This window comes from Limnobaculum eriocheiris (assembly GCF_021010575.1).
Classification (GTDB): domain Bacteria; phylum Pseudomonadota; class Gammaproteobacteria; order Enterobacterales; family Enterobacteriaceae; genus Limnobaculum; species Limnobaculum eriocheiris.
The window spans coordinates 1-19,546 of the sequence record NZ_JAJNAG010000055.1 but is presented as its reverse complement, the minus strand read 5'-3'; the positions used below and the strand labels follow the sequence as shown (position 1 = coordinate 19,546).

Sequence of the window (19,546 nt, the reverse complement as noted above, 5' to 3'; positions counted from 1 at the left end):
GCGAACCCATCTTAAACGGTTGACCCGCAAGACTATCTGCTTCTCAAAGTCAGAAGAAATGCACGATAAGATCATCGGATGGTATCTGACGATCAATCATTACCACTAAATCTGCGTCACGACCCGAATATCGGAACTCTGCCGCCAAACCATCTATGAAAGCAAAAACTCTCAGCACGACGCTCCAAATTCAGCAAATCATACAAAATAAAAAACTATTGTTACTGACTGGTTTTATTCTTATTTCCGATGTCAGCACACTACACATTTTATTTATTGGTTAGGAGACTGACTTTTTCCGGTTCAAAGTGGAAATAAAGTGGAAATGGATAAGAAAATTGAATGTAAAGTGGAAATAAGTGGCAATGCAATATTAATGCGTTGCATTAATATCCACATTTAAAGAGAGGAATTAAATATTTACATTTAATTAATTGAAATAAAATAATAAATAACGATATTCCCAGATAAAAAAATAGCGCCTTTTAAGGCGCTATTCTCATCAATTTTAATTATTAACGCTTCGGTTGAGCGCCTCTTCTGCTGCTATTTCTGGATGCGGGTCTTTGACTATGTTTCTTCACCGCACGGCGGATTTGATTTGCTTTTGTGCGACGACGGTCACGTTCCACCGGCAGCTTACTTTGGGTTTCTGGTGGTAAACCGACCATTTCACGCAGATAGTTTGTAGCGTTCAGATCGAGCTCGGTCCAACCACCGCGAGGTAAGCCTTTAGGCAGACCTAATGCACCATAGCGAATACGAATCAGGCGGCTAACCTGAACGTCTACCGCTTCCCACAGGCGACGAACTTCACGGTTACGTCCTTCTGTCAGCGTAACGTTATACCACTGGTTTATTCCTTCACCACCCTGAAAACTGATGGTGCGGAATGCGGCCATGCCATCTTCCAGCTGTACGCCTTTTCTTAACTGTTTGATTTTATCTTCATCAACCTGACCGAATACGCGTACCGCATATTCCCGTTCAACTTCACGACTCGGGTGCATTAAGCGGTTTGCCAGTTCACCATCGGTAGTAAACAGCAGCAGGCCAGAAGTATTCACGTCCAGCCGACCTACGGCAACCCAGCGGGAAGCGCGCATTTTAGGCAAGCGGTCAAATACGGTTGGACGGCCTTCCGGATCTTTACGGGTACAGAGTTCCCCTTCCGGTTTGTAATAGGCCAGCACGCGACATACGGTTTCTTCGGTTTCACGTAGTGCAACTACATGCCCATCGATACGTACTCTGATTGATGCATTAACTTCAATGCGATCCCCCAGAGTGGCAATTTTACCGTCAACGCTGATTCGGCCAGCCTGAATCATCGCTTCGATTTCGCGACGAGAACCATGACCAGAGTTAGCCAGAACTTTTTGTAACTTTTCGCTCATTGAGCAACCTCGTTTGTCGCCTTCACAGGCGTCATAATAGTGATAAATCAACCATAGTGATGACTTTATCAGTGGATCTGAATCATACCTTATGCAGCCCTATCCATCAACGAAACGGTGTTGGATCGCCGGCACCAACCCGCGCAACAACCGGCGCCTCATCCGTCAGATCGATAACCGTGGTTGGCTGTTGGCCTAAATAGCCACCGTTGATAATTAAATCAACATGCTTTGACAATATATCGCGAATTTCTTCCGGATCGGATTCAGCAAAGTCATTGCCCGGCAACATCAAAGTGGTGGACATCATAGGTTCATTCAGTTCAGCCAGCAGCGCCATAGCTATCGGGTTCGATGGCACCCGCAGACCAATGGTTTTGCGTTTTTCATTCATCAGACGACGTGGAACTTCTTTTGTCGCTTTTAAAATAAAGGTGTAGTTTCCCGGCGTATTATTTTTAATCAACCGGAAAGCAGCGTTATCAACATGCGCATAGGTAGAAAGTTCAGACAGATCGCGACACATCAGGGTAAAGTTATGGTTACTGTCCAACTGACGAATTCGACAAATACGCTCCATGGCGTGTTTATCTTCCAGCATACAGCCTAATGCATATCCGGAGTCCGTTGGGTAGACAATCACTCCGCCTTTGCGTAAAAACTCTACCGACTGGCTAATCAGCCGGGGTTGAGGGTTATCCTGATGGATATAAAAAAACTGACTCATGGGAACTCCTGTGAGGCCTGGCGGTTAGCGGTATTCATATTGTGGATCGGGCGCTAACGGCTTAAATATATAACTTATTGATAAATTTAATTTTAGTGGATATTCCGGCCGTAAAAGCATTATTGCTCATATAATCATGGTGCTCGGCCGGAAGACCGTCTGCACTTTAGTTCGGAGGGCGTCGGGCCTGGATTCCCTAGGGGTAGTTATGAAACACCTTGTGGTGTTTCACCCTGACGGGCCAGCGCAAGCGCTGTTCAAACAGGCTTTGCCTGTTTGTCCGGCAGCTAAAGCTGCTACGATCCCAACGGACAACGCTTTGCGTTGCCCCGAAGGGCAGGCGCCAGCCTGTAAATCTCTCCCTCCGATTAGCTTTGTTAACAAACAAAATCAATTAGGGTTAACTTATTCTAAGTTCCCTGTATTACATCAACTACACAAACCAGTTATGCCATACCGGAATGACTTTATCCGGCAGGAAGAGTTTTCTTCCCAGTTCAACCCAGGCACAGGGGTAGTGGAAGTCAGAGCCCTGAGAGGCCAGTAGCTGATATTCCTGAGCATACAGTGCCAGCTGTGCCCGCTCCTGCGGGGCCTGTTGGCATTGGGAGACTTCTATTGCATCACCACCGGCTTGTTTAAACTCTATGATTAAACGCCGCAGCCATTTAGGCGATAGATCATAACGTCCGGGATGAGCTAATACCGCCTGTCCGCCAGCAAGATGAACGGCTTCCACCGCTTCTGCTATTGTACACCACTGAGGCGGTACATAGCCGGTTTTCCCCCGGGCCAGATAATTTTTAAACACCTGAGCCATATCAGAGGCTTTACCCAATTCAATCAGATAACGGGCAAAGTGCGCTCGGGTAATAGCCGCATCACCGGCAAAACGCTGTGCTCCGCTTAATGCATCAGGAATATGGTGTTTCTCCAGCCGCCGGGCTATCTCTTGCGCCCGTTCAGTCCTTCTGATTGTTTGTTCTGCCAGCAGCTCAGTCATGGCTTTTGAATCAGGATCGATATTCAGACCAACAATATGAATATCAAAACTTTCCCAAACCGTTGAAATTTCCACCCCGTTAATCAGATGCAGCGCTAATCCCTGTTCTTCAATAGCCAGCTTCGCAGCCGCCAAAGCGCTGGTGGTATCGTGGTCGGTAATGGCCAGCACGCTGACGCGCATTTCAACCGCTCGCTCAACCAACTGTGCTGGCGTTAACATACCGTCAGAAGCGTTGGTATGGCTATGGAGATCGTACAGCGGAAAACGCGGCAACTCTATGGAGGTTGTCGCTGAACCCTGTTCGTTCTCTTGCGCATCAGAGGGTATTTGTGGGCTATCTAAAGACATGGGGATTTAAAATGGTCCTGCTTTACTGTCTGGTGGTGTATAGAATCTCTTCAACCAAATGATATGCACTGGCTGGATAATATTCATGTATTTGCGCTATATGATAGCGCTTAATGCCGATTGTCCCTAACAGATAATGGGATTTATTTCAGATTACTGACAATGTGATTTCAATCCCCTATTTTAGGTGCAGAATCATCGGGATTATCTTATAGAGCCTCGACCACCCTTTGTTTAATACTGGTAGATAACTGACTCTCTTTTCCCATTGACCCCGTCTGATTTTTATTTGAAAAATCAGTTATAGATCAGAAATAGAAAAAACTGCGAATCCAGTCCGGTATTCTTTAGCAACCTTCGATATAATCACGCCAATTTCCTGCTGAATGGTAACTGAAACGATGGATTATCAACTTGATTTAGACTGGGATGACTTCTTAAACCGCTACTGGCAGAAACGTCCGGTCGTTTTAAAGAACGTTATCAAAAACTTTATTGATCCAATCTCGCCGGATGAATTAGCAGGGTTGGCTATGGAAAGCGAAGTGGACAGCCGTTTGGTGAGTCAACCAAATGGTCACTGGCAAGCCAGCAATGGTCCTTTCGAAAGCTATGATCACCTGGGAGATAAAGGCTGGTCATTATTGGTGCAGGCGGTTAACCACTGGCATGCGCCCTCTGCTGCTCTAGTTCGCCCTTTCCGTAAGTTGCCTGACTGGCGCCTTGACGATTTGATGATCTCTTTCTCCGTTCCTGGCGGTGGCGTTGGCCCGCATATCGACCAGTATGACGTATTTATTATTCAGGGAATGGGTAGCCGCCGCTGGCGCGTGGGGGACAAAAAGCCGCTAAAGCAATATTGTCCACACCCTGCTTTGTTGCACGTTGAACCTTTTGATCCCATCATTGATGAAGATTTATCACCGGGCGATATTCTGTATATTCCACCGGGATTCCCGCACGACGGCTTTACTCATGAAACCGCGCTAAACTACTCTGTCGGCTATCGTGGTCCTAACTCTCGCGATCTTATTAGTAATTTCGCCGATTATGTGTTAGAGCACGATTTAGGTGGTGAACACTATAGCGATCCGGACCTGAAGTTAAGAGAGCACCCGGCTCTGGTTGAAGAGCATGAGCTGGAACGCCTGCGTGGCATGATGATTAATCTGATTAATCAGCCAGAAGATTTTAGCCAGTGGTTTGGTCGATTCGTGACAACGTCACGCCATGAGCTGGATATTGCACCGGCTGAACCGCCATATCGTTCCGATGAAATCTACGATTCACTGGTACAGGGTGAGAGTTTAATCCGCCTGAGCGGCCTGCGGGTATTGCGTGTTGGTGACCTTTGCTTCGCTAATGGGGAACTTATTGATACTCCGCATCTCGACGCTGCCGATGCGCTGTGCCGCTATCCATTAATCAGCCAGAAAGAATTGGGTGATGCACTGGAAGATCCTGCGTTTGTTGCAGTGTTGGCGCATCTGGTGAATAGTGGTTATTGGTATTTTAATGACTACTGATATTGACTCGACGCTGTTATAAACAGCACAGAAGTCTCGCTAAAAAGGAGGCAGGCAAATCTGGCCTCCTTTTAGTTTAAAGAATAGAGTAGAGAAAAATTATTTATTCAGTTCTTTCATCATTTTCGCATCTTCATGCGAGACGAACTCACACATTAATACGGTTTTATCCGGCAAAGATTCGCTTTCACGGGCAACAATAGATACGGTACCCAATTCTTTATCTGGCTGTTGGGCATCGACTAAAGGGCGCGAATAATTTTTAGTTGCGCCAATAAATGATGCATCTTCTGCCTTTAATTGATACTGTTTGGCCAGATCGTCAGCCCGTAGCCCTTTAATCAACACCCCTACTGATGTTCCGGCAAAGAAAACCTCTTTCGTTTCGAAACCATCTGCACCAATATTCTCAGACATTTGATAAATTGCAGCCATACCCTGTAATTCATATTTAGATATCTTTTCTGCCTGTTCGTACAACTTTGTTGCCGAATCGACGGTATATGGAGGCTGACATATAGCACCATCATAAAATGGTGAATTAGCAGCATTTGCACTACCTGAAAACGCCACCAGACAAGCTGAACATGCAACAAATAATAAGCACTTATCCTTAAAGTGTTTTTTTAACATGATTAAATCCATTCATTGAATTATAAAAAATTAAACAGAAATCCCTTTACTTGCTTTCCTGTCATTATTCTACGTCTGCATAAATCAATAATTAATTTCATGAAAATATAATTTATAAGCTAATAATTTTCATTTCAATGACACACATCAGGATTACGCAAGTTAAATATCTTACTGGCGTAATCCCTGTTCTTATCGGGTTCCTTAGTTATATCATTCAGTTAAACTACTTTTCTCATATTGCATACCCCACTTTCCTCATCCTGTTCCACCGCAAAACAGGCAATCAACTGACCGTCATAATTTTTCAGTGCCGGTTTAACCTCAAAACAGGTATCAAAGGCACGTTGGCAGCGAGCATTGAATGCGCAACCCTGCGGTGGATTTAACGGGCTTGGTAGTTCACCGGTTAATTTGATTCTTTCGCGGCGTACATCCGGATTCAGGCGCGGAGTGGCAGAGAGTAACGCTTGGGTATAAGGATGGCGTGGATTATTAAAAATCTGATCTTTAGTTCCCTGCTCTACACAACGGCCCAAATACATCACCATCACATCATCGGCAATATGCTCCACGACGGATAAATCATGGGAGATAAAGACGTAAGAAAGCCCCATTTCCTGTTGTAAATCCATCATCAGATTCAATACCTGAGCCCGCACGGAAACATCCAGTGCAGAAACAGGTTCATCTGCCACCACAATATCCGGATTAAGCATTAGCCCACGGGCAATAGCAATACGCTGGCGTTGACCGCCGGAGAACATATGAGGATAACGCTCATAATGCTCCGTTCTCAGCCCGACTTTAGCCATAATCGCCAGCGCCTTTTCCCGCCGTTCCGCTTTCGATAATGTGGTATTAATCCGCAGAGGTTCTTCCAGTATGTCGCCAATCTTCTTACGAGGATTCAACGAACCGTAAGGGTTTTGGAATACGATCTGAATTTTCTGACGACGTAACTTTTGCGCCGCAGGATCGTGCTTCAGCAGATCCTGCCCCTGATAGTAGAGTTCACCTTCGGTGGGAACTTCAATCATGGTCAACATACGACCCAGAGTTGATTTACCGCATCCGGACTCACCAACCACCGCCAGTGTTTTTCCTCGTTCCAGCGTAAAAGAGACGCCATCAAGGGACTTCACCTGTTGCTGAGATGAAAACAGCCCATTTTTAACCGAGTAATACTTTTTCAGACCAATGGCCTGTAATAATGGATATTCCTGACTCATAGCGTTGGCCTCCCATGATCGTCAAGCGGCGTATGGCATTTCACCTGTCTTCTGGCTTCCCCTTTTAAATCCGGTTCCTGCTGACGGCAGAAATCGGTGGCATAGGGGCAACGAGGGCTCAACAAACAACCCTCAGGCCGATCGTATTTACCGGGAACAACGCCGGGTAGCGAATTCAGGCGCTCTTTCTCACTGGAAAACTCAGGCAAAGCGCGTAGCAATGCTTGTGTATAAGGATGACGTGGAGTACGGAAAATCTCTTCAGCCTTGCCGCTTTCCATCACCTGACCGGCATACATCACAATAATGTACTGCGCCGCTTCCGCCACCAGTGCCAGATCGTGGGTAATTAATATCAACGCCATATTCTCACGGCGCTGTAACTCCAACAGCAGTTCGATAATTTGTGCCTGAATGGTCACATCCAGTGCGGTTGTTGGTTCATCGGCAATTAATAGCTGAGGGCGGCAGGCAATGGCCATTGCAATCATTACCCGTTGACTCATACCACCAGAAAGCTGATGAGGATAGTTATCCAGACGGGATTCCGGTGCCGGAATGCCAACCTGTGTCAACAAATCAATAGCGCGCTGGCGGCGAGTTTTTCGGTTACCGCCCTGATGAATTTTCAACGCTTCCATAATCTGATAACCCACGGTATAGCATGGGTTGAGGCTGGTCATCGGGTCCTGAAAAATCATAGCGATTTCATCGCCCACAATCTGACGGCGCTCTTTTTCTGAGATAGTACGCAGATCCCGACCGTCAAAATGCAGGCCGTTGGCCATCACCTTACCGGGAAAATCGATCAATCCCATAATAGCCAATGAGCTAACCGATTTACCTGAGCCGGACTCACCTACAATACCAACCACTTCCCCTTTCTCGACGCTATAGCTTACGCGGTCAACTGCCCGAAACGGGGTACTGTTGTCACCAAAATGAACGGATAGCTGTTCAATGTCTAATAGTGCCATTTCTTCCCCCGATTACTGCTTAAGTTTAGGGTCGAGCGCATCACGTAAGCCGTCCCCCATTAAGTTAAAGGCCAGTACGGTAAACAGAATGGCCAGCCCCGGGAATGTCACAACCCACCAGGCGCTTTGAGCAAACTGCAATACGGAAGAAAGCATGGTTCCCCATTCAGGCGTTGGCGGCTGTGCACCCATACCCAGGAAACCTAATGCCGCCATATCCAGAATGGCGTTAGAAAAACCCAACGACGCCTGAACAATCAGCGGAGCCAGGCAGTTTGGCAGAATATTGATAAACATCTGACGCATGGGGCCTGCACCAGCAACGCGGGAAGCGGTGACGTAGTCTCGATTAACCTCAGATAACACCGCCGCACGGGTTAAACGCACATAATGAGGCAATGATACAAAAGTCAAAGCCAGCGAAGCGTTAACAATTGAGGGGCCGAAAATCGCTACCAGCACCAGGGCCAACAGCAGACTGGGTAACGCCAGCATGATATCTGCCACGCGCATAATCGCAATATCAATAATGCCCCCCAGATAACCGGCAATAACCCCCAGAATTACGCCAAGAATCAACGACAGGCTAACCACCAGACAACCCACCAACAGCGATAAACGGGTACCGTACATCAGGCGGGAAAGAATATCTCTGCCTACATCATCGGTGCCTAAAATATGCTGCATACTACCACCATCCTGCCAGACTGGTGGCGTTAACAACGCATCACGAAACTGCTCTGCCGGTGAATATGGTGCCAGCCACTGGGCACCAACGGCAATAATTAACATGATGATGATATAAATCATCCCCACTACGGCGCCTTTGTTACGGCGAAAGTAGTGCCAGAACTCCTGCAGCGGCGTCATTGGTTTTGGCGCAGATACGGTTATTTCACTCATGATGCGCCTCCTATTTTCTATGCCGAATACGCGGATTCACCACGCCGTAGAGAATATCTACCAGCAGGTTAACCAGAATAATCATAATGGCGATCAGTAATACGCCACCCTGTACCACCGGGTAATCCCGGCGCTGTAAACCATCAATTAACCAACGTCCCAGCCCCGGCCAGGAGAAGATGGTTTCAGTTAAAATTGCACCCGCCAGCAGCGTACCTATCTGTAATCCAATAATAGTTATTACCGGCAACAGCGCATTACGTAGTGCGTGAATCACAATGACCCGAATACGGCTCAGGCCTTTAGCCCGCGCGGTACGGATATAGTCCTCCCCCAGAACTTCCAACATTGACGAGCGCGTCATACGTACAATGACTGCCAAAGGAATGGTGCCCAGCACCAGTGCAGGCAGAATAATATGGTGAATCGCATCCCAGAAATCACCGGGTTCACCAAACAATAAAGTATCAACCAGCATCAGGCCGGTTAACGGTTTGCTGTCATCAAGAAAAATAAAGTCGCTGATCCGCCCGGAAATCGGCGTCAGATTAAAATGAACCGAGACCAGCATAATTAACATCATTCCCCACCAGAAGATCGGCATGGAATAACCGGTTAATGCCAGACTGACCGAAACATGATCGAATACCGAACCGCGTTTTACCGCAGCCAATACACCAACGGGAATGCCCACTACAATAGCGAATAACATGGCACAGAAGCCCAGCTCAAACGTTGCCATGAAACGAGGAACAAATTCATCCCAGATAGGGATTTTAGTATTGATGGAAACTCCTAAGTCACCATGCAATAAATTGACTACATAATTGATATATTGTTCATACAGCGGTTTATCCAGCCCCAGTTGAGCCATCATTTGAGCATGGCGTTCAGCCGATATACCCCGCTCGCCCGCCATAATCATTACCGGATCGCCGGGAATGACATGAATAAAAGCAAAACTCAACAGGGTGATTCCGATGAAGGTTGGAATAATTAATCCGAAACGCCGGAGGATGAATTGAAGCATAATTGTATATCTCAGTAGTTATTATAATTACGACAGATTATTGCTCTGTAACAAAGAGACGAGGCTTAGTCGACTGACCCCGAACCAGCATCAATAGCCGAAACGGGGTCAGAGTTAACTACTTTTTATTTTTCAACGGATGCGGTAGCAAAGGCATGGCGACGGCCATCAATCACATAGCCTTTCACCTCTTTACGTACCGGTTCAGACACGGTTGAGTGAGCAATCATCAGTGCCGGAGCCTGATCGTGCATCACTACCTGAGCCTGCTTGTACAGCTCAATGCGCTTATTATGGTCAGATTCAACGCGCGCAGCCTGAATCAGATCTTCAAATGGCTTATAGCACCAGCGAGAATAGTTGGAGCCATCTTTAGCCGCGTCACAGCTAAACAGGGTAGCGAAGAAGTTATCCGGATCCCCATTGTCGCCGGTCCAGCCAATCAGCATCGCCTGATGTTCTCCATTTTTGGTGCGCTTCAGGTACTCGCCCCACTCATAGGTCACAATCTTAGCTTTCACACCAATTGCCGCCCAGTCAGCCTGAATCATCTCAGCCATACGGCGGGCATTCGGGTTATAAGGACGTTGTACCGGCATTGCCCACAGATCGATACTGAAACCATCTTGTAAACCAGCTTCTTTCAGCAAGGCCTTGGCTTTAGCAGGATCGTACTCATAATCTTTAACCGCATCGTTATAAGACCACATTGTTGGTGGGATCAGGTTTTTCGCTGGCTGACCAGCGCCCTGGAATACCGCATCAATAATTGATTTTTTATTTACCGCCATCGTTAGCGCCTGACGAACTTTCAGGTTATCCAACGGTGGCTTTAACATATTGAAAGAGAGATAACCGATGTTCAACCCTGCTTTCTGTTGCAGCACGATATCTTTATCCTGCTTCATTTTTTCCAGATCTGCCGGGTTTGGATATGGCATTACCTGACATTCATTCTTCTGGATTTTTGCATAGCGTACAGAAGCATCAGGGGTAATTGAGAAGACTAAACGATCGATTTTTGGCTTAGTGCCCCAATACTGATCGAACGCTTTATACAGAATGCGGGCATCTTTCTGATACTGCATTAACTGGAATGGGCCAGTACCAATCGGTGACAGATCAACCTGCTCTGGTTTACCCGCTTTCATCATGGCATCAGCATATTCTGCAGAGAAGATTGAGGCAAAGTCCATGGCGATATCCGCAATAAACGGCGCTTCCGGACGGGTTAAGACAATTTTAACCGTATAATCGTCTATTTTATCAACGCTCTGAATCAGATCCTTCATGCCCATATCACCAAAGTAAGCGTAGTTGCCGCCAGATACTTTATGGTATGGGTGGTTTTCGTCTTTTTGACGCATAAAGGAGAAAATAACGTCATCCGCATTAAAGTCACGGGTTGGTTTGAAATCTTTATTACTGTGGAACTTCACGCCTTTGCGCAGATGGAAAGTATAGGTTTTACCATCACTGCTGACATCCCACTTCTCGGCCAGTCCGGGAATGGTTTCTGTACCACCAATTTTAAACTCGACTAAACGGTTATAAATAGGCACCGAGCTGGCATCAAAGGTTGTACCGCTGGTATACAGTTGTGGACTAAAGCCTTCAGGCGATCCCTCAGAGCAATATACCAACGTATTTGCCTGTGCGCCTGCAACAATGCCCAACGCAGCCAGTCCGATACTTAGATTTAGTAACTTCTTTTTCATTATTAACTCCCACGATAATAGGATGTTGTCTGATTGCTTTGTTTACGATCCGGTTAACGGTTGTTTCTTTGCATTTTAGTAACGCAATTTATTATTTACATTGATAGTTTATTGATTTGGCGATCAAAAAACAGTCAAGTGCCAGCATAACCCCATACAGAGATAAATAACAAACCGCATAAAAGATACATTTCATTAACATTTACGTAAATGAAGTATAGTCATAAAATTTAAATCAGAATAGTTACGGCGATTTTGTACTTTTATGCTGACAACTAGCAAATTTTCAGACAATTAAATCGAAAATGTTATTTTTTTTTCAAAATACCAGATGAGAAATCGCTGTAATCTATTTTTACAGAAAAGGAAAAATAATATTTAAACGTTGCAGGAAAGATTACTTTTAAAACTCTGAATATCATCACACTTTCTAAACGCGTTGGTTCACAAAATGAAAAAAAAGTTGCACTTAACCATGACATTGTCACCTATGGTGCAACCTGATTAATTTATTTGATTCAAAAAGTGTGAGTTTTAGCTTTATCTGCGGTTAATTCAGCAATGCGCATAATGACTGAAACCGCCTTTTCCATACCATCAACAGTGACAAACTCATATTTACTATGGGCATTGTAGCCGCCGGTAAATATATTTGGACATGGAACGCCCATCCAGGAAAGGAGCGCCCCATCGGTTCCACCACGGATAGGATTGATTATCGGTTCAATCTGGTTATCCAGCACCGCCTGACGAGCAATATCAATGACGTGAGGATGATGCGCCACTTCATCGCGCATATTGTAATAAACATCTTTAATGTTAACTTCAATATGGCAGTCCCGGTGTAACCCTTCCCCAACCTGCTGTGCAACCTCAATCAGTTGACGTTTACGGCGCTCAAAACCATCGCGTTCAAAATCACGAATCAGATAACTCATTTCAGCATAATCAACACTGCCGCGCATGGCATTTAAATGGAAAAAACCCTGGTGTCCATCGGTGTGTTCCGGCGTTTCCTGAGCTGGAAGTGCCTGTTGAAAGCGTGCTGCCAGAGAGAGTGCGCTAACCATCACCCCTTTTGCTTTACCAATATGTACTGCATTCCCTACGATTTTCACCGTCGCCTGGGCGGCGTTAAAGTTTTCACACTCCAACTCACCTACACCACCACCATCTACGGTATAGGCCCATTTAGCGCCAAACTGTTCCACATCAAAATTCTTCATGCCTTTACCCACCTCTTCATCAGAGGTAAATGCAATTCGAATATCACCATGGGGGGTATTGCTGCCTTTAAGACGTACTATCGCGGTAATAATCTCCGCAATGCCCGCTTTATCATCGGCTCCCAGCAGAGTTTTACCATCGGTGGTGATCAGGGTGTGGCCATACAGTTGGTGCAATATCGGGAACATCACGGGAGATAACACTTCATCGCCAATCCCCAACGCAATATCACCGCCACGATAGTTTTCTACGATTTGCGGTCTGACGCCTTTGCCTGAAACTTCTGGTGAAGTATCCATATGGGCAAGAAAACCAATGGTGGGAACTAACCAACCAACGTTTGAAGGCAGCGTTGCCATCAGGCAGCCATTCTCATCTAACACGACATCTGTTAAACCCAGTTCAATCAGTTCTTTTTTCAGATTTTTTGCCAACACGGTTTGTCCTTCCGTACTTGGAATCTGACGAGCATTAGGCCTTGACTGAGTATCAAACGAGACATAGTGAAAAAAGCGATCGAGTAGTCTGTCCATTGTTATCCCCTTAAGTATATCTTTATCATTATGCGTATCCCTTGGCTCAAAATATTGCGTCAAGTCAGTTTTAGACCTGTTTTTACATGATATTTAAAGGAAATCGACAGCAAAAAAATAACACTCAAATGCCAATTTATTTTTTTTAGCAACCCGTTGTTAACCATAAAATATTAAACTGATAAAAAAACAGGCAATAATTACCGAATTAAGCTTTCATTTATTAACGTCAGGGTCTATTATCCGCGCTCGAAAAATCGAATGGGGTCACTGGTTTTGGATTGGCAGAAATAAGCGGAATAAGTCAATTACGCTACACTTAATGTTTATCCATGCAGTCTTTTCCAGTGATGGTTCTATCTGCCTTAATCCACGGGATAGAGTAACTAAATTAAATGACTGATAACACCTCTATTTTACCGGTTGTCGAGCTTAAAAACATACGTAAAGCATTCGACGGTCGTGACATCATTAACCATTTTAATTTAACGATTAATGATGGTGAATTCCTGACCATCCTGGGCCCTTCCGGCTGCGGAAAAACCACAGTACTTCGTCTGATTGCCGGCTTAGAAACCGTCGATGACGGACAGATTTTACTGACCAATCAGGATATTACGCACCAACCTGCGGAACAACGGCATGTTAATACCGTATTCCAGAGCTATGCGCTATTCCCTCATATGACGATTTTTGAAAACGTCGCTTTTGGCCTGCGTATGCAAAAAACGCCGGCAGACCAAATTACGCCTCGCGTCATGGAAGCGTTGAAAATGGTACAACTGGACTCTTATGCCCAGCGTAAACCTCATCAGCTTTCCGGCGGTCAACAGCAACGTGTTGCTATTGCACGTGCTGTAGTGAATAAACCAAAAGTTTTACTGCTGGATGAGTCACTCTCTGCGCTGGATTACAAACTACGTAAACAGATGCAAAGTGAGCTACAGGCATTACAGCGTAAATTAGGTATCACCTTCGTGTTCGTTACTCACGATCAGGAAGAAGCCCTGACTATGTCTGACCGTATTGTGGTTATGCGCAACGGTCAAATCGAACAGGATGGTACTCCTCGTGAAATCTACGAAGAGCCAAAAAATATGTTTGTTGCCCGCTTTATCGGGGAAATCAACGAATTTGATGCGGTGATTATTAACCGTATTGATGAAAAACGCGTCTGGGCCAACGTTGAAGGTCGGGAATGCGGTATTCTGACCGATCTGGATGTGCAACCAGGGGATAAAGTTAAAGTTCTGCTGCGCCCTGAAGACCTTGCCGTTGTGGCCGTTAAAGACGGTGAAAAAGTGGATGGTCTGGTTGGCTACATTCGCGAACACAACTACAAAGGCATGATGCTGGAATCCGTGGTTGAGTTAGAAAGCGGCAAAATGGTGATGATCAGTGAGTTCTTCAACGAAGACGATCCTGATGTCGATCACTCACTGGACCACAAAGTCGCAGTGACCTGGGTTGAACGCTGGGAGGTGGTACTGGCAGATGAAGGCGCACAATAAACCGTCACAGCGTAAGCTGTTTCAACAGGTTTCCATAGCGATCATCGTATCCTGGTTGGTACTGTTTGTTTTCTTACCTAACCTGATGATTATTGGAACCAGTTTCCTTACCCGGGACGATGCGAATCTCATCTCGCTGGTATTCAGTCTGGACAACTACAGTCGGCTATTTGACCCGATGTATCTGCAGGTAGTGTTGCACTCGCTAAATATGGCGCTGATCGCAACCTTCTTCTGTTTGATTATCGGTTATCCGTTTGCCTACTGCATTGCCAATATGCCTAAACGTATCCAGCCGATTATGCTGTTCCTGTTGATTATTCCATTCTGGACTAACTCACTGATTCGTACCTATGGTCTGAAAATCTTTATCAGCACCAAAGGTATCCTGAACCAGATCCTGTTAGGTGTTGGTTTAATCGATGAGCCGCTGCGTATCATGTATTCACAAGAAGCGGTGATCATTGGTCTGGTATATATTTTGCTGCCGTTTATGGTGCTTCCTCTTTATTCCAGTATCGAAAAGCTGGATAAAACCTATCTTGAGGCAGCCCGGGATTTAGGTGCGAAAAAGGTTCAGACCTTTGTCCGTGTCATTATTCCATTAACCATGCCGGGCATTATTGCCGGTTGTTTACTGGTTTTACTGCCGGCGATGGGCATGTTCTACATTGCAGACCTGTTGGGTGGTGCAAAGAACTTACTCGTTGGTAACGTAATAAAGAACCAGTTCCTGAGATTGCGCGACTGGCCATTCGGTGCAGCAACCAGTATCAGCTTAACCATTCTGATGGGTCTGATGCTGTATTTCTATTACCGCGTAGCTAAGTTACTTAACCGGAAGGATGAACTGGAATGATTGGACGCCTTTTCCGTGGCGGCTTTATGACCGCCGTTTATGCCTTTTTATATATTCCGATCGGTATTCTGATCGTTAACTCCTTTAACTCCGCGAAGTATGGCGTGACCTGGAAAGGATTTACCACCCAATGGTATGAAATCCTGATGAATAACGACAGTCTGTTACAGGCTGCCGGTCACTCGGTGGTGATTGCAACCTTCTCTGCCACCTTTGCTACACTGATTGGTTCACTGACGGCGGTGGCGTTATATCGCTATCAGTTCCGCGGTAAACATTTTGTTAGCGGTATGCTGTTTGTGGTGATGATGTCTCCGGATATCGTTATGGCTATCTCGCTGTTAGCGCTGTATATGCTGTTGGGGTTATCGCTGGGTTTCTGGTCATTGATGCTGGCACATATCACTTTCTGTCTGCCTTTTGTGGTGATTACCGTTTATTCTCGCCTGAAAGGTTTTGACGTCAGAATGCTGGAAGCGGCTCGAGATCTGGGTGCCACCGAGTTCACCATTATGCGTAAAATCGTGTTGCCTATCGCTATGCCTGCTGTGGTAGCCGGTTGGTTACTGAGCTTTACGCTGTCAATGGATGATGTCGTGGTCTCCTCATTTGTGACCGGTCCATCCTACGAAATTCTGCCATTAAAGATTTACTCAATGGTGAAAGTAGGTATGTCTCCAGAAGTGAACGCATTAGCCACCATTATGCTGGTGTTCTCACTGATGATGGTGCTGGCCAGTCAGCTGGTTATGCGCGATCGCAATACCAAATAAGTTTGTCGCCGGGGCCCTGCTCCGGCGTTTAATCTCCACCCGTTCCCTTTTAAGGAGATACGCTGAATGAAAAAGTGGTCTCATCTGCTGGCTGCAGGAGCCATGCTGCTCTCTATCGGTGCTGCTCAGGCCGATAAAGACGTAGTCTATTTCTATAACTGGTCTGAATATGTTCCACCGGGATTGATGGATGATTTCACCAAAGAGACCGGTATTAAAGTGATCAACTCATCATTCGAGTCGATCGATACCATGTATACCAAGCTAAAAACTTATAAAGATGGCGCTTATGATTTAGTGGTGCCTTCGGCGTATTTCGTTGCTCGTATGCGTGATGAAGGTATGATTCAGAAGATCGATACCAGCAAGCTGAAAAACTTCAAAAATATTGACCCTGCGTTACAGTCAAAACCTTTTGACCCCACCAACGAATGGTCAATCCCTTATACCTGGGGTGCTACGGCTATCGCGGTAAATACTGATGTTATCGATCCAAAAACGGTTACCAGTTGGGCTGACCTTTGGGAGCCGCGTTTTAAAGATCGCATTCTGATTCTGGACGATGCCCGCGAAGTATTCCCTATTGCTTTGCAAAAACTCGGCTACTCCATTAATACCACCGACCCCAAGCAAATTCAGGAAGCCTACGAAGAATTACGTAAGCTGATGCCTAACGTGGTGGTATTTAACTCCGATGCCCCTGCTAACCCTTATATTGAAGGGGATATTGATATCGGTATGTTGTGGAACGGTTCTTCTTATATGGCTCGTCAGGAAGGGGTTCACCTTCAGTTTATCTGGCCTAAAGAGGGTGCCATATTCTGGATGGATAGTATGGCCATTCCTTCAAATGCCAAAAACGTTGAAGGTGCACTGAAGCTAATCGATTATCTGCTGCGTCCTGAAGTTGCGGCCAAAATTGCCAATGAAATTGGTTACCCAACGCCAAACATTGAAGCCAGAAAGCTATTACCTAAGTCGCTAACCGAAGATAAATCACTGTATCCTGATGCTGAAACGCTTAAAAACGGTCAATGGCAAGGTTCTGTTGGTGAGTCTGGCTTACTGTATGAAACATTATTCCAGAACCTGAAAGCTGGCGGCTAACAGGCGTTACGCTATTATCGCAACACAGGTTTAATAATATTGCCGGAGAATATGTTATATCATTTTCTCCGGTATTTTTTTATCTGTTACCACCCTTTCATTTCCTCTATTCCGGTTGTTCGATCTAAGGCGGACATGATGTATATCAAGTCAATGCCAAAATTAGACTGAAGTCTAAATTATCCCTTGTTATGATGATCGGGCATATTGTTACCGTTAATTATATTGTTTCACATGCGTGGGTTTATTTATTTTACCTTTTCCTGATATAAAGGATAAACACTCATCGCAATACTAAACATCCTGAAATTTAGGGATGACAAGAGGATAACTGGAATGGTTCAAGCACTAACAAAGCAATTGGCTCTCGACCTTTTTGAACAAATTACCGCCTTCAGCGTTAATGATTCAACCCCCGGAATTACCCGTCTGGCCTACTCAAAAGAAGATGAACAGGCTCATAAACTGATGATCGAGAAAATGCAGCAAATGGGTCTGCAAGTTCGTCAGGATATGATGGGGAATATTTTCGCCCGCCTGCCGGGTAAAAATCCGGAGCTACCGGCCATAGGTACTGGCTCCCACATTGACTCTGTACCTCAGGGCGGTGCTTATGATGGTGTGATCGGCGTAATTGCTGGCTTATATGCTATATCCCAGTTTAAACCTCAACAGTTAAAACGCTCTCTTGAATTAGTTATCTTTCGCGCTGAGGAGTCCAGTCGTTTTGGTTTTGCCTGTATGGCCAGTAAAGTGATGGCGGGTCAGGCCGACTTTGATAAGTGGGCAAAAAATACCGACAGCGAAGGAAATAATATTTTTCAGGTGTTAGACAACTGTGGTTATCAGAGCCAGAAGCTGGATGAGTGCCGTCTGCCTGCCAATTACTTCGATGCCTTTATTGAAACTCATATTGAGCAAGGCAAGGTGTTGGAACATCAGCATAAGCGTATTGGTGTGGTTAACGGTATTGCGGCCCCATGCCGCTATCGTGTTGAAGTTCATGGTCATGCGGATCACTCAGGCGCAACGCCAATGTCTCAACGTCATGATGCTTTAGTGGCCAGTGCCGCAATTATCACCGATATCAATACCGCAGCCTGTTATGAATCCGCTTATGGCACGGTAGGTACCGTTGGTCGTCTTGACGTGACGCCTAATGCAATCAACGTTATTCCCGGCGATGTGACTTTTTACGTGGATATCCGTGGTGTAGATAAAGCCAGTGTAAACCGCGTAGTGGCTAAATTCCTCTCATCGGTAGAGCATGCTAAAGCGGCTCAGGATGTTGTGATTCATGTTTCCGAGCTGGCGAATGATATGCCGGTGCTAATGAAAGATGAGATCGTACAGCGTCTGGAACGTATTTGTCAGGAACACAGCGTTCCTTACGTTACCATGATGAGTGGTGCCGGCCATGACACTATGTATATGGCGCAAGACTTCCCTGCCGGTATGCTATTTATCCCTTCAAAAGATGGCGTTAGCCATCATCCGGATGAATATAGCGAGTTTGAAGATGTGATTCTGGCGGCAGAGATTTTGAAGCAAGCGATGGGCGAGTTAGCGGACGCTTGATGTTTGATAAGATCTTTTCAATTGGCTTTAAAGAATATTCCGGCCGTAATGGCATGATGATGCTCATATTACCTATGCACACGGCCGGAAGACCATTTGTACTTAAGCTCTTTGAGCATCGGGCCAGCGCAAGCGCTGTTCAAACAGGCTTTGCCTGTTTGTCCGGCAGTTGAAGCTGCTACGACCCCTACGCCCTTCCCGATGATTAGATTCAGCTAAAAGACCGAAGGTCAAAAGCAGTAAATATTCAGGGCTATGCCCTGAATACTAAACAATCTTTTGAATCTTTTGACCTTTAGGAGCACTGGAATTCAGCTGACGACTGAGAGAGGCCAGTGTAAGCACACCCATTTTAGTACCACATACTTTTTGAGATTTCTGGGTTTTCAGCCATCAGCCGGTATTCTTCCGGTGTCAGGTTATTCAGGGATTCATGGGGCCGCTCACTGTTGTATTCATTC

The 19,546-nt window shown here is 45.7% G+C and carries 18 protein-coding genes and 1 pseudogene; 8 read left to right on the top strand and 11 right to left on the bottom strand.

Translation table 11 applies throughout. The features are described from left to right. Positions 1-109: IS1 family transposase (locus LPW36_RS15965; protein ID WP_230608631.1), on the top strand; the 109-nt coding region annotated here is incomplete at its 5' end. 406 nt (positions 110-515) lie between these two features. Here LPW36_RS15965 and rluB read toward each other — a convergent pair. The 3 genes from rluB to rnm form a co-directional block, all read right to left on the bottom strand. Further along, entirely contained in the window at positions 516-1,397 is an 882-nt protein-coding gene (gene rluB / locus LPW36_RS15960) for a 23S rRNA pseudouridine(2605) synthase RluB (RefSeq protein ID WP_338085992.1), read from the bottom strand. 106 nt (positions 1,398-1,503) lie between these two features. Next, positions 1,504-2,124, bottom strand: a complete 621-nt coding sequence (locus LPW36_RS15955) for an L-threonylcarbamoyladenylate synthase (protein ID WP_230611354.1) — start codon at positions 2,122-2,124, stop codon at positions 1,504-1,506. Between the two features lie 433 nt (positions 2,125-2,557). After that, positions 2,558-3,478 carry an RNase RNM gene (gene rnm / locus LPW36_RS15950; RefSeq protein ID WP_230611351.1) on the bottom strand — a complete coding sequence of 307 codons (921 nt, stop codon included), beginning with the start codon at positions 3,476-3,478 and terminating at the stop codon, positions 2,558-2,560. Positions 3,479-3,879: 401 nt separating this feature from the next. Here rnm and LPW36_RS15945 point away from each other — a divergent pair, with 401 nt between their 5' ends. After that, the gene (locus LPW36_RS15945; protein ID WP_230611349.1) at positions 3,880-5,004 is read left to right on the top strand and encodes a ribosomal protein uL16 3-hydroxylase; all 1,125 of its coding nucleotides are present in this window, start codon (positions 3,880-3,882) and stop codon (positions 5,002-5,004) included. 99 nt (positions 5,005-5,103) lie between these two features. Here LPW36_RS15945 and LPW36_RS15940 read toward each other — a convergent pair whose 3' ends face one another. The 7 genes from LPW36_RS15940 to pepT form a co-directional block, all read right to left on the bottom strand. After that, the gene (locus LPW36_RS15940) at positions 5,104-5,637 is read right to left on the bottom strand and encodes a hypothetical protein (RefSeq protein ID WP_230611346.1); all 534 of its coding nucleotides are present in this window, start codon (positions 5,635-5,637) and stop codon (positions 5,104-5,106) included. A 221-nt stretch (positions 5,638-5,858) separates the two neighbouring features. Continuing rightward, positions 5,859-6,869, bottom strand: coding sequence for a dipeptide ABC transporter ATP-binding subunit DppF (gene dppF / locus LPW36_RS15935; protein ID WP_230611343.1), 1,011 nt, complete (start codon positions 6,867-6,869; stop codon positions 5,859-5,861). Continuing rightward, positions 6,866-7,846 carry a dipeptide ABC transporter ATP-binding protein gene (dppD, locus tag LPW36_RS15930; protein WP_230611340.1) on the bottom strand — a complete coding sequence of 327 codons (981 nt, stop codon included), beginning with the start codon at positions 7,844-7,846 and terminating at the stop codon, positions 6,866-6,868. The genes dppF and dppD overlap by 4 nt, the downstream gene beginning before the upstream one ends. Before the next feature lie 12 nt (positions 7,847-7,858). Next, complete coding sequence (gene dppC / locus LPW36_RS15925; protein WP_230611338.1) at positions 7,859-8,749, bottom strand: dipeptide ABC transporter permease DppC; 891 nt, start codon at positions 8,747-8,749, stop codon at positions 7,859-7,861. 10 nt (positions 8,750-8,759) lie between these two features. Next, the gene (gene dppB / locus LPW36_RS15920) at positions 8,760-9,779 is read right to left on the bottom strand and encodes a dipeptide ABC transporter permease DppB (RefSeq protein WP_230611336.1); all 1,020 of its coding nucleotides are present in this window, start codon (positions 9,777-9,779) and stop codon (positions 8,760-8,762) included. Between the two features lie 125 nt (positions 9,780-9,904). Beyond that, complete coding sequence (gene dppA, locus LPW36_RS15915) at positions 9,905-11,497, bottom strand: dipeptide ABC transporter periplasmic-binding protein DppA (protein ID WP_230611334.1); 1,593 nt, start codon at positions 11,495-11,497, stop codon at positions 9,905-9,907. A 518-nt stretch (positions 11,498-12,015) separates the two neighbouring features. Further along, positions 12,016-13,257, bottom strand: a complete 1,242-nt coding sequence (gene pepT / locus LPW36_RS15910) for a peptidase T (RefSeq protein WP_230611332.1) — start codon at positions 13,255-13,257, stop codon at positions 12,016-12,018. Between the two features lie 395 nt (positions 13,258-13,652). Here pepT and potA point away from each other — a divergent pair, with 395 nt between their 5' ends. From potA to LPW36_RS15880, 6 genes are all read left to right on the top strand, one after another. Further along, the gene (gene potA / locus LPW36_RS15905) at positions 13,653-14,768 is read left to right on the top strand and encodes a spermidine/putrescine ABC transporter ATP-binding protein PotA (protein ID WP_230611330.1); all 1,116 of its coding nucleotides are present in this window, start codon (positions 13,653-13,655) and stop codon (positions 14,766-14,768) included. After that, the gene (gene potB / locus LPW36_RS15900) at positions 14,752-15,627 is read left to right on the top strand and encodes a spermidine/putrescine ABC transporter permease PotB (RefSeq protein WP_230611327.1); all 876 of its coding nucleotides are present in this window, start codon (positions 14,752-14,754) and stop codon (positions 15,625-15,627) included. The genes potA and potB overlap by 17 nt, the downstream gene beginning before the upstream one ends. Continuing rightward, a complete protein-coding gene (gene potC / locus LPW36_RS15895) occupies positions 15,624-16,400 on the top strand; it encodes a spermidine/putrescine ABC transporter permease PotC (protein ID WP_230611325.1) in 777 nt (258 codons plus the stop codon). The genes potB and potC overlap by 4 nt, the downstream gene beginning before the upstream one ends. A 66-nt stretch (positions 16,401-16,466) precedes the next feature. Then, on the top strand, positions 16,467-17,507 hold the full coding sequence (gene potD, locus LPW36_RS15890; RefSeq protein ID WP_230611322.1) for a spermidine/putrescine ABC transporter substrate-binding protein PotD: 1,041 nt from the start codon (positions 16,467-16,469) through the stop codon (positions 17,505-17,507). 336 nt (positions 17,508-17,843) lie between these two features. Beyond that, a complete protein-coding gene (locus LPW36_RS15885; RefSeq protein WP_230611319.1) occupies positions 17,844-19,085 on the top strand; it encodes a Zn-dependent hydrolase in 1,242 nt (413 codons plus the stop codon). Beyond that, the gene (locus LPW36_RS15880) at positions 19,085-19,258 is read left to right on the top strand and encodes a hypothetical protein (protein ID WP_230611317.1); all 174 of its coding nucleotides are present in this window, start codon (positions 19,085-19,087) and stop codon (positions 19,256-19,258) included. Before LPW36_RS15885 ends, LPW36_RS15880 begins: the two co-directional genes overlap by 1 nt. A 179-nt stretch (positions 19,259-19,437) precedes the next feature. On the opposite strand, the pseudogene LPW36_RS15875 reads toward LPW36_RS15880, so the two are convergent. Continuing rightward, positions 19,438-19,546 (bottom strand): annotated as a pseudogene (locus LPW36_RS15875) (integrase); the annotation flags it as partial.

Excerpts from the sequence above, each read along its gene's own strand:
- potC (WP_230611325.1), top strand. The coding sequence starts at position 15,624 with ATGATTGGACGCCTTTTCCGTGGCGGCTTTATGACCGCCGTTTATGCC.
- LPW36_RS15945 (WP_230611349.1), top strand. The coding sequence starts at position 3,880 with ATGGATTATCAACTTGATTTAGACTGGGATGACTTCTTAAACCGCTAC.
- potB (WP_230611327.1), top strand. The coding sequence starts at position 14,752 with ATGAAGGCGCACAATAAACCGTCACAGCGTAAGCTGTTTCAACAGGTT.
- pepT (WP_230611332.1), bottom strand. The coding sequence starts at position 13,257 with ATGGACAGACTACTCGATCGCTTTTTTCACTATGTCTCGTTTGATACT.
- LPW36_RS15940 (WP_230611346.1), bottom strand. The coding sequence starts at position 5,637 with ATGTTAAAAAAACACTTTAAGGATAAGTGCTTATTATTTGTTGCATGT.
- dppB (WP_230611336.1), bottom strand. The coding sequence starts at position 9,779 with ATGCTTCAATTCATCCTCCGGCGTTTCGGATTAATTATTCCAACCTTC.
- LPW36_RS15885 (WP_230611319.1), top strand. The coding sequence starts at position 17,844 with ATGGTTCAAGCACTAACAAAGCAATTGGCTCTCGACCTTTTTGAACAA.
- rluB (WP_338085992.1), bottom strand. The coding sequence starts at position 1,397 with ATGAGCGAAAAGTTACAAAAAGTTCTGGCTAACTCTGGTCATGGTTCT.
- dppA (WP_230611334.1), bottom strand. The coding sequence starts at position 11,497 with ATGAAAAAGAAGTTACTAAATCTAAGTATCGGACTGGCTGCGTTGGGC.
- dppF (WP_230611343.1), bottom strand. The coding sequence starts at position 6,869 with ATGAGTCAGGAATATCCATTATTACAGGCCATTGGTCTGAAAAAGTAT.
- dppD (WP_230611340.1), bottom strand. The coding sequence starts at position 7,846 with ATGGCACTATTAGACATTGAACAGCTATCCGTTCATTTTGGTGACAAC.
- potA (WP_230611330.1), top strand. The coding sequence starts at position 13,653 with ATGACTGATAACACCTCTATTTTACCGGTTGTCGAGCTTAAAAACATA.
- rnm (WP_230611351.1), bottom strand. The coding sequence starts at position 3,478 with ATGTCTTTAGATAGCCCACAAATACCCTCTGATGCGCAAGAGAACGAA.
- LPW36_RS15880 (WP_230611317.1), top strand. The coding sequence starts at position 19,085 with ATGTTTGATAAGATCTTTTCAATTGGCTTTAAAGAATATTCCGGCCGT.
- LPW36_RS15955 (WP_230611354.1), bottom strand. The coding sequence starts at position 2,124 with ATGAGTCAGTTTTTTTATATCCATCAGGATAACCCTCAACCCCGGCTG.
- dppC (WP_230611338.1), bottom strand. The coding sequence starts at position 8,749 with ATGAGTGAAATAACCGTATCTGCGCCAAAACCAATGACGCCGCTGCAG.
- potD (WP_230611322.1), top strand. The coding sequence starts at position 16,467 with ATGAAAAAGTGGTCTCATCTGCTGGCTGCAGGAGCCATGCTGCTCTCT.